The organism is Mesorhizobium sp., from assembly GCF_004962925.1.
GTDB lineage: Bacteria > Pseudomonadota > Alphaproteobacteria > Rhizobiales > Rhizobiaceae > Mesorhizobium.
Window position 1 is genome coordinate 1 of record NZ_SUEO01000119.1, and the last position, 12842, is coordinate 12842.

The 12842-nt window shown below is 61.9% G+C and carries 15 protein-coding genes; 3 read left to right on the forward strand and 12 right to left on the reverse strand.

Features of this window, described 5'->3' with window-relative positions; all coding sequences use genetic code 11:
• Positions 1–772 (reverse strand): NAD(P)/FAD-dependent oxidoreductase (locus E5W87_RS21700; protein WP_292402025.1); only part of this gene is annotated, 772 nt, incomplete at its 3' end.
• 166 nt (positions 773–938) lie between these two features.
• Between E5W87_RS21700 and E5W87_RS21705 the strand changes: the two genes are divergently transcribed.
• Positions 939–1595 carry a 5-formyltetrahydrofolate cyclo-ligase gene (locus E5W87_RS21705; RefSeq protein ID WP_292402027.1) on the forward strand — a complete coding sequence of 219 codons (657 nt, stop codon included), beginning with the start codon at positions 939–941 and terminating at the stop codon, positions 1593–1595.
• Here the strand turns inward: E5W87_RS21705 and E5W87_RS21710 are convergent.
• Positions 1592–2065 carry an Lrp/AsnC family transcriptional regulator gene (locus tag E5W87_RS21710; protein ID WP_292402030.1) on the reverse strand — a complete coding sequence of 158 codons (474 nt, stop codon included), beginning with the start codon at positions 2063–2065 and terminating at the stop codon, positions 1592–1594. The two genes, E5W87_RS21705 and E5W87_RS21710, sit on opposite strands and share 4 nt — an antisense overlap.
• A gap of 160 nt (positions 2066–2225) precedes the next feature.
• Between E5W87_RS21710 and ald the strand changes: the two genes are divergently transcribed.
• Entirely contained in the window at positions 2226–3341 is a 1116-nt protein-coding gene (ald, locus tag E5W87_RS21715) for an alanine dehydrogenase (RefSeq protein ID WP_292402032.1), read from the forward strand.
• 91 nt (positions 3342–3432) lie between these two features.
• On the opposite strand, the gene E5W87_RS21720 is transcribed toward ald, so the two are convergent.
• The 3 genes from E5W87_RS21720 to E5W87_RS21730 all read right to left on the reverse strand — a co-directional run bounded on the left by E5W87_RS21720 (position 3433) and on the right by E5W87_RS21730 (position 5455).
• On the reverse strand, positions 3433–3981 hold the full coding sequence (locus E5W87_RS21720) for a dihydrofolate reductase family protein (protein WP_292402034.1): 549 nt from the start codon (positions 3979–3981) through the stop codon (positions 3433–3435).
• Positions 3982–4190: 209 nt separating this feature from the next.
• Positions 4191–5117, reverse strand: a complete 927-nt coding sequence (locus E5W87_RS21725; RefSeq protein WP_292402036.1) for an SRPBCC family protein — start codon at positions 5115–5117, stop codon at positions 4191–4193.
• Positions 5114–5455 carry a helix-turn-helix transcriptional regulator gene (locus E5W87_RS21730; RefSeq protein ID WP_292402038.1) on the reverse strand — a complete coding sequence of 114 codons (342 nt, stop codon included), beginning with the start codon at positions 5453–5455 and terminating at the stop codon, positions 5114–5116. The genes E5W87_RS21725 and E5W87_RS21730 overlap by 4 nt, the downstream gene beginning before the upstream one ends.
• A gap of 298 nt (positions 5456–5753) precedes the next feature.
• On the opposite strand from E5W87_RS21730, the gene E5W87_RS21735 reads away from it, so the two are divergent.
• Positions 5754–7052, forward strand: a complete 1299-nt coding sequence (locus E5W87_RS21735) for an outer membrane beta-barrel protein (protein WP_292402040.1) — start codon at positions 5754–5756, stop codon at positions 7050–7052.
• 212 nt (positions 7053–7264) lie between these two features.
• Here E5W87_RS21735 and E5W87_RS21740 read toward each other — a convergent pair whose 3' ends face one another.
• The 7 genes from E5W87_RS21740 to E5W87_RS21770 all read right to left on the reverse strand — a co-directional run bounded on the left by E5W87_RS21740 (position 7265) and on the right by E5W87_RS21770 (position 12646).
• Positions 7265–7732, reverse strand: coding sequence for a DUF1203 domain-containing protein (locus E5W87_RS21740; RefSeq protein ID WP_292402042.1), 468 nt, complete (start codon positions 7730–7732; stop codon positions 7265–7267).
• A gap of 77 nt (positions 7733–7809) precedes the next feature.
• A complete protein-coding gene (gene dapB / locus E5W87_RS21745; RefSeq protein ID WP_292402044.1) occupies positions 7810–8616 on the reverse strand; it encodes a 4-hydroxy-tetrahydrodipicolinate reductase in 807 nt (268 codons plus the stop codon).
• A gap of 138 nt (positions 8617–8754) precedes the next feature.
• Positions 8755–9312, reverse strand: a complete 558-nt coding sequence (locus tag E5W87_RS21750; RefSeq protein ID WP_292402046.1) for an OmpA family protein — start codon at positions 9310–9312, stop codon at positions 8755–8757.
• 99 nt (positions 9313–9411) lie between these two features.
• Complete coding sequence (locus E5W87_RS21755) at positions 9412–9975, reverse strand: GNAT family N-acetyltransferase (protein WP_292402048.1); 564 nt, start codon at positions 9973–9975, stop codon at positions 9412–9414.
• 5 nt (positions 9976–9980) lie between these two features.
• Positions 9981–10832: a 3-mercaptopyruvate sulfurtransferase gene (gene sseA, locus E5W87_RS21760; RefSeq protein ID WP_292402051.1), complete on the reverse strand. Its 852-nt coding sequence runs from the start codon at positions 10830–10832 to the stop codon at positions 9981–9983.
• A gap of 36 nt (positions 10833–10868) precedes the next feature.
• A complete protein-coding gene (locus E5W87_RS21765) occupies positions 10869–11612 on the reverse strand; it encodes an alanyl-tRNA editing protein (RefSeq protein ID WP_292402052.1) in 744 nt (247 codons plus the stop codon).
• Positions 11612–12646 carry a cysteine synthase A gene (locus E5W87_RS21770; RefSeq protein ID WP_292402054.1) on the reverse strand — a complete coding sequence of 345 codons (1035 nt, stop codon included), beginning with the start codon at positions 12644–12646 and terminating at the stop codon, positions 11612–11614. Before E5W87_RS21770 ends, E5W87_RS21765 begins: the two co-directional genes overlap by 1 nt.
• Positions 12647–12842: the final 196 nt, after the last annotated feature.

A 12842-nucleotide genomic window follows, 5' to 3' on the forward strand; every position in this document is an offset into this window, starting at 1 on the left:
GGATAGTCCTGGCCGGGAGGTGCGTATCGCCGAAAACGACGCCCTCGGCATCGCAGCGCGTGACGGGCCGGCCGAGTTCGACCTCGACGCCGAGCCGCTCGAGCGCCTTGCTGGCGTAATCGGAGAGTTCCGGCGCGAAATTGGGAAGGACGCGGTCGCCGGCCTCGATCAGCACCACGCGCGTCTGCCGCGTATCGATGTTGCGGAACTCGCCGCGCAGCGTGTCGTGCGCCAGTTCGACAATGGTGCCGGCCAGTTCCACGCCGGTCGGTCCGCCGCCGACGATCGCCAGCGTCAGCAACGCCTGGCGCCTGGCGGGATCGGTTTCCCGCTCGGCCTGCTCAAAGGCGAGCAGAATGCGCCGTCGAATGGTGGTGGCGTCCTCCAGCGTCTTCAGCCCTGGTGCGAAAGGCTCCCATTCGTCATGGCCGAAATAGGCGTGGCGGGCGCCGGTGGCCAGCAGCAGCGTGTCGTAGGCGACCGCATTGCCATCATCGAGCAGCACGCGTTTGCCGGCGCGGTCGACACCGCTGACGGTGGCGAGCAGCGTCGTCACGTCCTTGCGCTTGCGCAGGAGATGGCGGATTGGCCAGGCGACTTCCGAGGTCGCCAGCGCCGTGGTCGCCACCTGGTAGAGCAGCGGCTGGAAGAGATGGTGGTTGCGCTTGTCGATCATGGTGATGCGCACTGGCGCCCCGGCAAGCGCGCGGGTGAATTCGAGACCCCCAAAGCCCGCCCCGACGACAACGACATGATGGCTGGATTCATTCATCTCATTCACTCCGGAAGAGCAATTTCGCCAAGGCTGATGTAGATAGTTTTGTGCACTGCAACAACATCCGACTTTGCCGACTGCCCGCCCTAAGATGTCGCGAATGTACATGCCCCCATTCTGCCGGCGGGTATAATTTCGTCGAAACAGACGACGGGAGTGGAACTTGGATAGCGATCATGACGACGGTCGGGCGGACTATTCTTCGCCGCCTTGCTTCATGCACGAGCTCGACCCGGAATTCCGGGCGCCCCTATCCGACTGGACCGACGTCAAACGATGGCGCAAGGCCGAGCGCGAGCGGCTGATTGCAGTCCGCCTCGCTGTCTCGGCTGACGTGCGGACGGCAATGTCGCAGCGCATCGGCGAAAGCCTCGACGCCGTGATCGGTGACATCGCCAGCCGCATCGTCAGCCTGTACTGGCCGTTCCGCGGCGAGCCGGATCTGCGGCCATGGATGGCGTCCATCAATGAGCGCGGTGGCCGTACCGCACTGCCTGTCGTCATCGAGAAAGGCCGGCCGCTTATCTTTCGCGCCTACGCACCGGGCGACCGGCTGGAGAAGGGCGTCTGGAATATCCCGATCCCGGCTGAAGGCGATCCGGTGCTGCCCGACATCGTCATTTCGCCGATCGTCGGCATCGACCCGGGACAATTTCGCCTGGGTTATGGCGGCGGCTTCTTCGACCGCACCTTGGCGGCGATGCCATTCAAGCCGCTGGTCATCGGTGTCGGCTACGAACTGCAGCGCATCGCCACCATCTACCCGCAGCCGCATGACATCCCGATGGACCGGGTGGTGACAGAGGCCTTCGAGGGTTAGGCAAGTTCCGGCTTCATCCCCACGGCCGTCCGGTCGACGATCTCGCGCAAGGCGAAGGACGAATTGATCTTCGTCACATGCGGCATCGCCGACAGCCATTCCTTGTGGATGCGCTCATAGTCGACGAGATCCTTCGCAGCGATGCGCAGGATATAATCGTATTCGCCTGACATGAGGTGGCAGGACAGGACATTCGGGCAGCGCTTTATCGCCGCCTCGAAATCCGACAATGTCTTCTCGAATTGCCCCGACAGCGATATATGCACGATCGCCGTCATCTGGTGGCCAAGAGCGGCATTGGAAAGCCGGGCGTGATAGCCGAGGATGGTTCCGGATTTCTCCAGATTGTCCAGCCGCCGCGAGCAGGCCGACTGCGACAGGCCGACCTTCTCGGCGAGCGCCGCATTGGGGATCCGCCCATCCTTCTGCAACGTCTCCAGAATGGCGATATCGATCCTGTCGAGCGGCATTTTTCGGGATTCCTGCGGCAATCCAGCTATTTTGCGCAACGATTATCGAACCGCTCCCTCTTACGCAAGCGCATTCGCAAACACTTACGGGATGATTCGTGGTTCACTATCTCTAGACAGGGAACATGCCCACAAAGGGCTGGATCAGGAGGAGAAGAAGATGCGCGTCGGCTGCCCCCGGGAAATCAAGAACCATGAGTACCGCGTCGGCCTGACGCCGGGCTCTGTCCGCGAATATGTCGCGCATGGCCATGAAGTGCTGGTCGAGACCGGCGCCGGCGCCGGCATCGGCGCCGACGACAACGCCTATCGCGCCGCCGGCGCCACCATCGCCAAGACGGCCGCCGACGTGTTTGCCAAGTCAGACATGATCGTCAAGGTCAAGGAGCCGCAGCCCAATGAATGGGTTCAGCTCCGCGACGGCCAGATCCTCTACACGTATCTCCATCTTGCTCCGGATCCGGAGCAGACCAAGGGCCTGCTGGCCTCGGGCGTGACGGCTATCGCCTACGAGACAGTCACCGACGACCGCGGCGGCCTGCCGCTGCTGGCGCCGATGTCGGAAGTCGCCGGCCGCCTGTCGATCCAGGCCGGCGCTACCGCGCTGCAGAAGGCCAATGGCGGCCGCGGCGTGCTGCTCGGCGGCGTGCCCGGCGTGCTGCCCGGCAAGGTCACTGTGCTCGGCGGCGGTGTCGTCGGCCTGCATGCCGCCCGGATGGCGGCTGGGCTTGGCGCTGACGTCACCATCATCGACCGTTCGATCCCGCGCCTGCGCCAACTCGACGATATTTTCAGTGGCCGCGTCCACACCCGCTACTCGACCGTCGAGGCACTGGAAGAGGAATGTTTTTCCGCCGACATCGTCGTCGGCGCCGTGCTGATTCCAGGTGCCGCCGCGCCGAAGCTCGTTTCGCGCGAAATGCTGTCGGGCATGAAGAAGGGTTCCGTGCTGGTCGACGTCGCCATCGACCAGGGCGGCTGCTTCGAGACCTCGCACGCCACAACCCATGCCGAGCCGACCTATGAGGTCGACGGCGTCATTCACTATTGCGTCGCCAACATGCCGGGCGCGGTGCCGGTCACTTCGGCCCACGCGCTCAATAACGCGACGCTGCATTATGGCCTGCAACTCGCCGACAAGGGGCTGAAGGCGCTGGTCGACGACCATCATTTGCGCAACGGCCTGAATGTCCACAAGGGCAAGATCACCAACCGCGCGGTGGCCGAAGCACTCGGCTACGAACTGGTCGAGCCGAAGGCCGTTCTCGCCGCCTGAGCCCGCCGCTGATTCCTCCCCGACAGAGCCGCCGACGCCCTCGGCGGCTACGCCCCTTCGCCGCCGAAGACGGGAAAGAGCGGATCGATCGTCATTGTCTGCTCTCCGGCGCGTAATGGAGGATGACAACACCTGACTTGAGGGTCCTCGTCTTCAGATGTTTCAGGGGTATCCGGTTCGGGCCGCCCTTGAAGAGCGGCGTGCCTATCCCGAGAATGACGGGGTTGATCCCGAGGTGATACTCGTCGACCAGGCCGTGCTCCATCAGGGTCGCCGTGAGGTCGGCGCTGCCGAACACGAAGATGTCTCCGCCGTCCCTGGTCTTCAGCTTGGAGACTTCTTGCGCGATATTGCCGTTGAAGAGCTTCGTGTTGTTCCAGTCGGCGCTTTTCAACGTGCGCGAGAAGACCACCTTCTCGATCTTGTTCATGAAGTCCGCGATCCAGCCTTGCTCGGACGGCCAATAGGCTGCCATGAGCTCGTAGGTCACGCGGCCGAAGATCAGCGTGTCGGCCTTTTCCTGGGTCTCACGAATGTAGTTCTCGAGTTCTTCTTCGAAGACGAACCAGCTGATGTCCCTGTCCGGACCTTCGAAGAAGCCGTCGACGGTCACCATGTCCCATATGATCAGTTTTCTCATACAACCCTCCTCTTCGTGTATCCCTTTAGTGAATTCTCGGCCCTATCCCGCGAAGCGGAAACGCATGTTGGTGATCTGCCCCGCTTCCGGGACCTCGGTCTTCTGCCCTTCTGACTAAGGCGGATGCGGTCGCTGATGAGGACGGGCGCGACATGAATGAGGACCTCGTCCACAAGCCCTAATTCGAACCGACGGGAAGTAGCAGCATTTCAGCGGGATGCGACGAAGCGTTCCAGTTTGCCCAGAGTTTGCAGTCCCAGTTCCACCGCACCGAAGCCCTTCGCCTCCTGGAACTCGGCATCCGTGCTGAATACCATGCCCAGCGTTACCTTCGTTGCCCCGTCCTGATCCTCGAACGAGGCCCAAGCGTCGGCATGTTTCGGCCCGTTTTCGCCCCAATGCAGCGTGTAGCCGATCCTCTCCTCGGGCCGGACCTCGTTATAAAGATGGTGGTTCGGGAAGACCGTGCCGTCAGGCGCAATCATGTCGAATACCCATTCGCCGCCCGCTCGCAAGTCGATCCTCTTCGTTCGACAGGAGAAGCCTTCCGGCCCCCACCATTGCGGCAGCGTTTCAGGGTTCATCCACGCGCCCCACACAATGGACCGCGGCGCCTGAATCACCCGCTGCAGCACCATGGCCCGTTCAGCCGCGCCCGCGAGGTTGTCCAGGCCGGCACCGAAGCCAGCCCGGTAGCCTGCCTCCATGTCCTGCGCCAGCGATGAAAGCTGCACCGTCACGACCAGCCGGCTGCGCTCGTGCGTACCGGAAAGATCTGCCGTCACCAGCGCTGCTGATTGCGTCACGCCTTCGCACGAGATCACCTCGTAGTTCACGCTGCGCAGCGCCGGCTGCAACGCCAGCCAGCCGCACTCGCAGCGGATGTCAGGCTGGCCTTCTACCTTGCAGAGCGAGACCTCACGTCCACCCACCCTGGTATCGGCCTCCAAGAACTCCACGGTGACCGAGGGCGATGGCGCAGCCCAGATCGCCCGCGCAGCCGGGGCCGTCCAAGCCTGCCACAGTACTGCCAATGGCGCGGCCACGTCCCGTTCGAAGGTGAGCGTCGCAAAGCGGCCCTTCCTATCATCAGGCACCGCACGGGTCGCACTGTTTGTAGCAAGGTTCTGTGTCATTCTTCGCTTTCCTTCATCACATTCATCACAAATGCATCCAACCGGTCGAGGCGGGCTTCCCAGATGGCCCGCTGTTCATCGAGCCACGTCCGCACCGAGTCCAGAGCCTCCGGTACGATCGCGCAGGTGCGTATCCGCCCGTCCTTGGACGTGGTTATCAATCCTGCTTCCTCCAGCACGGAAAGGTGCCGCATCACCGTGGGCAGCCGCAGTCCCGTAGGCCTAGCTAGATCCGTTACCCGCGCAGGTGTTTCGGCAAGGCGGGTCAGGATCGACCGGCGGGTCGGATCAGCCAGCGCGTGGAAGACCAGCGAGAGATCAAGATCATGCTTAGCCATATCACTAACTATCGCCCGATTAGCCGGTGGCGCAAGCGAAAACTTCGTCAAGTAGCTAAGTTTTTCCGCCCAAACGCACCGAGTTCTTGGAGCAGGCGGCTCCCGTGCCGAGTCCACTGAGCGGTTGCTCACACCGATGCGAGCGCAGGCCGATGCCTGTACCAATCTCAGCTGTTCACGTCCTAGCTGACCGGTTTTGCTCGCCTTGCTTGCAATCTGCCCCTCCTGTGACTTTTTTGTTACAGCGACCAGCATGAGCTGCTGCTAGAGACGTGCTGGGTTTCAAAGGGGTGGGGCAATGATCAGCAAAAGATTCGCAAAATCTGTTCTTCTTGGCGCGGTTTCCGTTCTGGCGCTCGGATCGGTTTCTCATGCCGCCGACGCGGTTGTGCCGGTCGTCGAGCCGTCGGGCTTCAACTGGAGTGGCATCTATGTCGGCTTTGGCGTTGGCGCCGGCGCCAATGTCCACGAGCTCAGCAGCGATTTCCTTCCTGGCTTCTCGTTGAACGGCATTGGTGGTGAAGGCGTGTACGGTGAATTGACCGTCGGCTACGACTACATGGTGTCGCCGCGCTTCCTGATCGGCGGACTTTTGGATGCTCATGTCGGCAACATTGAAACCACGCTCGATGTTGCTGGATTGGATGCTTCGATCCGCGAGACCTACGGTTTCGACGCTGGTTTGCGGGTTGGCTACCTCTTCACGCCAAACACTTTAGGCTATGTGCTCGGCGGCTATTCCTGGCAGAAGTACAAGCTCGACACGAACGCGGGTTTTGACTTCGATTGGGACCAGAGCGGCTACTTCGTTGGAGCTGGCGTTGAAACCGCCATCAACAGCAACTGGACCATCAAGTCAGAATATCGCTATACCCGCTTCGGTACTCAGAACATTCTTTCCGAGTTCGATATACCGGACGGCGTTCTCGACACGGACACGTCGCGGCATACGTTCCAGGTTGCGGCCAACTATCGCTTTGGCGCCCAGAATGGCGGTGTCGCCTCTTTTGAGGCCCCTGCATACAACTGGACTGGCTTCTACGTCGGCGGTGCCGCCGGTGCGGGTGCGTCGGTGCATCAGATCAAAGTTCCGCCGCTTGGTGGCCTGGAGTTCAACGGGCTCGGTGGCGAAGGTGTGTTCGGCGAATTGAACGTCGGCTACGACCACGATTTCGGCAGCTGGGTGGCAGGCGTCATGGTTGACGCTCGCTACTCCGGCATGACTTCAGAGCTGAAGCTCCCGGGCGGATCCATTAATCTGGATACTGATTACGGTTTCGATGTGCTTGGCCGCGTCGGTTTGAAAGTCAACGAATCAACCCTCGCCTATGTGCTCGGCGGCTACAGCTGGCAGCACTTCGATCTGAATGCGTCCTCACCGATCGGCGATATCCTCGATTGGGACTCCAGCGGCTTCTCAGTTGGTGGCGGTCTGGAAACGGCCATGTCCAGCAACGTGACCGTCGGCATCGAATACCGCTATTCGCAGTTCTCCAAGAAGGATTTTTCGTCGGATATCGGGGCGCCGGATGACACCCTCACCTCCACGCCTTCGTTCCACACCGTCCGTATCGGTGCGAAGTACAAGTTCAACTAAAACCGTCCAGCCAACAGTCAAAGCCCGTCGGTCATTCCGGCGGGCTTTTTCTTTGCTCGGAAGTGCGGGCAACAAAAAAGCGGAGCCAAAGCCCCGCTTCCTCGGATGTCGAGACTTCCCGCCGGTTCATCCGCGGTCGGCAAATCGATCGACAATGCTTTTCTAACGCGACATTGCGACAAGCGTACGACAGATGAATACCGCCCGGATCGCTACGCGCGCTCGATCCGGCACTGGTAGCAATTGTTGCGCGCCGAGCGGACATGCACATAGGCGATGTCGTCGCGCTCGAACAAAGTCTCTGCCCGCGCCGCGATAGCGCCCGTCGGGATGACGCCGCCGCTGCCATAGACGATCCGGTCGTCCTTGCCGTAACCGCGCACGATGTAGTCGGTGCTCTCGAGCATTTCGGGAAGCGCCTCGGCTTCGGCAGCGCGCTCGCATTCCTCGGCGTGCAGGAAGATCGGCCCTGTCTCGGCATAGGGCTGCAATCCCGGGAATGGCCGGTAGGCCAGGATGAGATAGGCATCGCCGGCGGCCACGTTGTTCAGGCAGTGGCGGCAAGGCACGCCGTCACCGTCGGATATTTTCCGCTCTGGTGTGAGGCCGTAGGCGTCCGGCCCGCCGCGCTGCAAGGCTCTGACATCTTCCGTGGGCAAGGCTTTGAACTGGATGGTCATGGCGAAATCTCCGGTGTCGTCGACCGGAAATTACGCCGCCGCGCCAGCGCATCCCACCCGATTCCTGCCAATTTGGATCAGTCCATCAGGGCGTCGAGACCGCGCACCAGCCCGGTGATCTCCTGTACACGCCTGATAGCGAGCAGCGTGCCGCCCACGTAAGGAGCGGCGGACGATCCGGCGTCATGGCGGATGGTCAGCCGCTCGTCGGGTAGGCCGAACAACGCCTCGCAGGACAGGATGTAGGAAGGCAGGCGAAGCGCATGCACCTGCACCCCCTCGCCCGCACCGACCGCCGCGCCGCGCGTTCCAGGCACACCGGAGACCTCCGAGACCGGCCGCGCGGTCGAAGCCTTGCGGACATCGGCCAGAGCTTCGGCAAGCTCGCGCGCGGTGCCGGACGGCGCGTCGGGCTTCTTGGCGCTGGCATAGTCGATGACCTCGACATCCGGCACATATTTCGCCGCCATCAGAGCAAACCGCTTCATCAGCGTGGCGGTGATCGAAAAATTGCCGGCTGCAATCACGCCGACACGATTGGCGCGTGCTGCGGCGTCGATCTCGGCAAAATCGGCCGCACCCAGTCCCGACGTGCCGATCACAACGTGCCGTCCCTTTTCGATGGCCAGGAGCGCATGGTCTTTCACGACATGTGGCTTGGTGTAGTCGACCAGCACGTCCGACGGCACCTCCAGCGCTTCGGCCAGCGATGCGGAAACGATGATGCCATTAGCCGGCATGCCAACCAGCAGACCGGAATCCTGCCCCGCGCCGCTGCGTGACACGGTCCCGGCCAGCGCCATGTCGCCTTGCGCCCCGATTGCGGGAACCAGCGCCTTGCCGACCCAGCCTGTCGCGCCGGCCATCACCACCCGTATCGTCATCGTTTTGGTCCTTTCGCGCCGTCACATTGGGCTTGAATGACCAGCGATATGGAAAGAACCCGGCTCATTCAAGCCGGGCTCTCTTTTGACTGTTGATCCACACTGAGAATGGGATTCGTCAGGCGTCGAGTATCTGACCTACCTTATGAAGTCGTCGAAGCGGCGCAGCGTCACCCGGCGATTGCGCCAATTCTCGTTCTGCGTTTGCACGAGCAGGAATTCCTCGCCGTAGCCGACGGTTTCGAGCGCATAACCCGGCACGCCGAATTCGCGCACCAGGGTGCGCTTCAGCGAAGCGGCGCGCTGTTCGGACAGGATTTGGTTCGACTGGAAGGAGCCGACAGCGTCGGTATGGCCCTCGATCAGCACGCGGGCATCCGGGTCGCGCCGCAGGATGCGCTGAAGCGCATCGGCGATATTTTCGATCTTGCCGTATTGCGAGCTGGAAATGGCTGCCGAGCCAAAGGCGAAATTGATCGACTGGATATCGATTGAGCGGGCCATGCGCCGCAGGTCCGGCCGCCTCTTGAATTCGCGGATGGTGACGCGCTGGTTCGGGCGCAGCTTAACTCGGGGCGCCGCCTCGAGCTGACGCTCGATCGTCGCCGCCGAAGGCGTGGTCGCCTGGGCGGCGGCAAGGGTCGGCGTTGCCAGTGCCGCAATCAGCGCGGCGGCAAATGTGCGTCGGGTCAGCATGTCTTTTCTCCTTCGGCCTCGGCCACATTGATGGTGCCGGCAAGATGGCGAAGACAAGCTGAAGCATTGATGAACAACAAGTTCAGTTTTCGGGAAAAATCACGGTCGCATAACGCTGGCCGAGCGCTCGGCCAAAGACATCGGATGCACGATCTCCTTCTTTTGCGCCACCGGTGCAAAGCCGAGTTTCTGGTAGAGCGGCAATGCAGCAGGATGATCAAGCGTGCAGGTCTGCACCGTCACCCGCCTTGGGCCGTGCGACCAGGCGGCGGCGATCGCCGCACCCAGGAACCAGCGACCAATGCCTTGCCCGGTCGCGTGCTCCATCATGCCGAAATAGGCGAGTTCCACTTCCTCCGGCAGATGCGGCTTGAGGTCGAAGAAGCCGGCCGGGGCGCCGTCGAGATAGAGGACCCTGATGTCGCGATCCTCGCGGTGGATGCCTGCGGACAGCTCCTCGTCGCTCAGCCTCAGCACGTTGACCCAGTGCCATTTGCGACCCACCCGGTCCATCAAATAGCGGTAGAAATGCAGCGGAATGTCCTTGGTCTTCAGCAGCGCGATCTGGCGGTTGTACGGCACCGGCGGCGAATAGGCCGGCGGCACATGCATTTCGAGAAACGTCACCGTGACCTCGATGTCTTCCAGCGCTCCGTTTTCCATCACCGTCAGTCCTTGCCCGTCACCACGGGCGTATCGCCAAGTCCACCCCATTCCGTCCATGAGCCGTCGTAGAGCCTGTTGTCGGTATGGCCGAGCGTCTCGAGCGCCAGCGTGATCGCCGCCGCGGTGATGCCTGAACCGCAAGAGGTGACGACCGGCTTCGACAGGTCGATGCCGGCGTCCTCGATCACCTTGCGCAAGCGGTCTTTCGACAGCAGTTCGCCGTCCTCGGCAAGCGCCGAGAACGGCACATTGTGCGCGCCGGGCATATGTCCTGAGCGGATGCCAGCGCGAGGTTCAGGCTCGGTACCGGCAAACCGGCCGGCAGACCGGGCGTCGGCGATCTGGCTTTCCCCCGTCCCAACGATCCGGCGCATGTCGGCAAGGCTGGCGACGCGAGCGGCATCGAAATCGGCATGAAAAACGCAAGGCGCGATCTTCGTCGGCTCCGCCGTCACCGGCCGTCCCGCCGCCTTCCAGCGGTCGAAGCCGCCGTCCAATATATAGACTTGGAACACGCCCATGACGCGGAACATCCACCACGCGCGTGGCGCCGAGAAGAAGCCCGGACCGTCATAGACGACGATGGTGTCGTCGGCCGAGATACCCATCGCACCGACATATTGCGCGAAATGCTGCGGAGACGGCAGCGTGTGCGGCAGTGGGGAATCGGGATCCGAGATTGCGTCCTGATCCAGGAAACGGGCGCCCGGAATGTGCGCTGCGTCATATTCGGCGCGCGCGTCGCGCTTCTGCGCCGGCAGATACCAGGACGCGTCGACGATGGTGAGGCCAGGCTCGCCGAGACGCTTCTGCAACCAGTCCGCATCGACGGTGAAAGGACTGTCTTCGGCCATTCTTCTTCTCCTGTCCCGCCTTTGGCAATCTATATATCAAGCCGCGGGCATCGGACCAAAGCGTATTCGAAAGCGCCGGTTCTCACGGCCCTTCTTCTCGATTTTGCCGATATGGATGTCGCCGACTTCTCCAGTGCTCCTCACATGGGTGCCGCCGCAAGGCTGGCTGTCGATCGAGGCGTTCTCGCCGATGCAGACCAGGCGGATCTTGCCCGTGCCGACGGGTGGCCGAACATTCTTGGATTTCACCAAGCCCGGATTGGCCGCCAGCTCCTCGTCGGTGATCAGCCGGGTGAATACCGGATGGTCGGCCCGCACCAGTTCCATCAGCCTGGCCGTCACGTCGTCCTTAGTAAAGCCGGCATCCGGAATATCGAAGTCGACACGGCTGTCGTCTTCGGAAACCGAGGCGCCGGTGATCGGGAACGGGCAGACGACGGTGAGCAAATGGCAGGCTGTATGCATGCGCATCAGCAGATGCCGTCTCTCCCAATCGACGGCGAGCTTCATCGGCTCACCGACCTCAAGCACCGCCTGCTCAGGCGGCGGCAAATGGATGATCTCATCCTTGGTCTCGCCGGTGATGGTGGCGGCAACAGCGATCAGGCTGCCGTCGGCGCGTTGGAGTGTGCCTGTATCGCCCGGCTGCCCGCCCGACGTGGCATAGAAGATCGTCCGGTCCAGAATGATGCCGCCACGATCGTTGACGGCGACCACCACGGCATCAGCCGTCCTGAGATAGGCGTCGTCGCGAAACAGGGCGTCCGTCCTGTAAGCCATCACGCAACCTTTTCGAACGGCACCGAAATTGTGCTTCGCTGTTCCATCCAACCCGGCACCGGCAGTTTCTTTTGGCGCAGGAATTCCGGGTTGAACAATTTCGACTGATAGCGCGTGCCGTAGTCGCAAAGCACGGTCACGATGGTGTGGCCGGGACCCATTTCACGCGCCAACCGGATGGCGCCGGCAATGTTGATGCCGGTCGAGCCGCCGACACACAGGCCTTCCTCCTGGATCAGGTCGAAGATGATCGGCAGCGCGTCCTCATCGGGAATCTGGAATGAGAAATCCGGCGTGAATCCTTCCAGATTGGCGGTGATCCGCCCCTGCCCGATGCCTTCGGTGATCGAGCTGCCTTCGGATCTCAGCTCACCGCTGGTGTAGAAACTGTAGAGCGCCGCACCCAGCGGATCGGCGAGCGCGATCTTGATGTCCTTGCTCCTGGCCTTCAGCCCGAAGGCGACGCCGGCCAACGTTCCACCGGAGCCGACCGCCGAGACGAAACCGTCGACCTTGCCGCCGGTCTGGGCCCAGATTTCTTCCGCCGTGGTGCGTGTATGGCCGTCACGGTTGGCGACGTTGTCGAACTGATTGGCCCAGATCGCGCCGTTCGGCTCAGTCTTCGCCATCTGCTCAGCCAGACGGCCCGACAGTTTCACGTAATTGTTGGGGTTCTTGTAGGGAACGGCAGGCACCTCGATCAGCTCGGCGCCGAGCAATTTGATCGTGTCCTTCTTCTCCTGGCTTTGCGTCTCGGGGATGACGATCACGGTGCGATAGCCGAGTGCCTTGGCGACCAGCGTCAATCCGATGCCGGTGTTGCCGGCCGTCCCCTCGACGATGACCCCGCCCGGCCTCAAGAGCCCGCGCTGCTCGGCGTCGCGGATGATGAACAGGCCGGCGCGGTCCTTGACCGACTGGCCCGGATTCATGAATTCGGCCTTGCCCAGGATCTCGCAGCCGGTTTCTTCCGAGGCTTTGTTGAGGCGGATCAGAGGCGTGTTGCCGATCGCTTCGATCACAGAACGGGGCATGGAGATTCCTTTATGCTTGCGGCGGAACCCTAGAAACCCGAAGCTTCGGTTTCAAGGCAAGAATTTGTCTGGTCCAGCGGCATTTCTGGGCTGCAATTTCCTAAAACAGATGTCGTGTTCCGGCATTCATTTGAAGCTCGCGCTGAAAAGCGCTCTTTCCATTCGATTTCTTCATCGTTAGAGCACAGGCTAAGAA

Excerpts from the sequence above, each read along its gene's own strand:
- ald (WP_292402032.1), top strand. The coding sequence starts at position 2,226 with ATGCGCGTCGGCTGCCCCCGGGAAATCAAGAACCATGAGTACCGCGTC.
- E5W87_RS21735 (WP_292402040.1), top strand. The coding sequence starts at position 5,754 with ATGATCAGCAAAAGATTCGCAAAATCTGTTCTTCTTGGCGCGGTTTCC.
- E5W87_RS21725 (WP_292402036.1), bottom strand. The coding sequence starts at position 5,117 with ATGACACAGAACCTTGCTACAAACAGTGCGACCCGTGCGGTGCCTGAT.
- E5W87_RS21770 (WP_292402054.1), bottom strand. The coding sequence starts at position 12,646 with ATGCCCCGTTCTGTGATCGAAGCGATCGGCAACACGCCTCTGATCCGC.
- E5W87_RS21740 (WP_292402042.1), bottom strand. The coding sequence starts at position 7,732 with ATGACCATCCAGTTCAAAGCCTTGCCCACGGAAGATGTCAGAGCCTTG.
- E5W87_RS21720 (WP_292402034.1), bottom strand. The coding sequence starts at position 3,981 with ATGAGAAAACTGATCATATGGGACATGGTGACCGTCGACGGCTTCTTC.
- E5W87_RS21765 (WP_292402052.1), bottom strand. The coding sequence starts at position 11,612 with ATGGCTTACAGGACGGACGCCCTGTTTCGCGACGACGCCTATCTCAGG.
- E5W87_RS21710 (WP_292402030.1), bottom strand. The coding sequence starts at position 2,065 with ATGCCGCTCGACAGGATCGATATCGCCATTCTGGAGACGTTGCAGAAG.
- E5W87_RS21755 (WP_292402048.1), bottom strand. The coding sequence starts at position 9,975 with ATGGAAAACGGAGCGCTGGAAGACATCGAGGTCACGGTGACGTTTCTC.
- E5W87_RS21730 (WP_292402038.1), bottom strand. The coding sequence starts at position 5,455 with ATGGCTAAGCATGATCTTGATCTCTCGCTGGTCTTCCACGCGCTGGCT.
- sseA (WP_292402051.1), bottom strand. The coding sequence starts at position 10,832 with ATGGCCGAAGACAGTCCTTTCACCGTCGATGCGGACTGGTTGCAGAAG.
- E5W87_RS21750 (WP_292402046.1), bottom strand. The coding sequence starts at position 9,312 with ATGCTGACCCGACGCACATTTGCCGCCGCGCTGATTGCGGCACTGGCA.
- dapB (WP_292402044.1), bottom strand. The coding sequence starts at position 8,616 with ATGACGATACGGGTGGTGATGGCCGGCGCGACAGGCTGGGTCGGCAAG.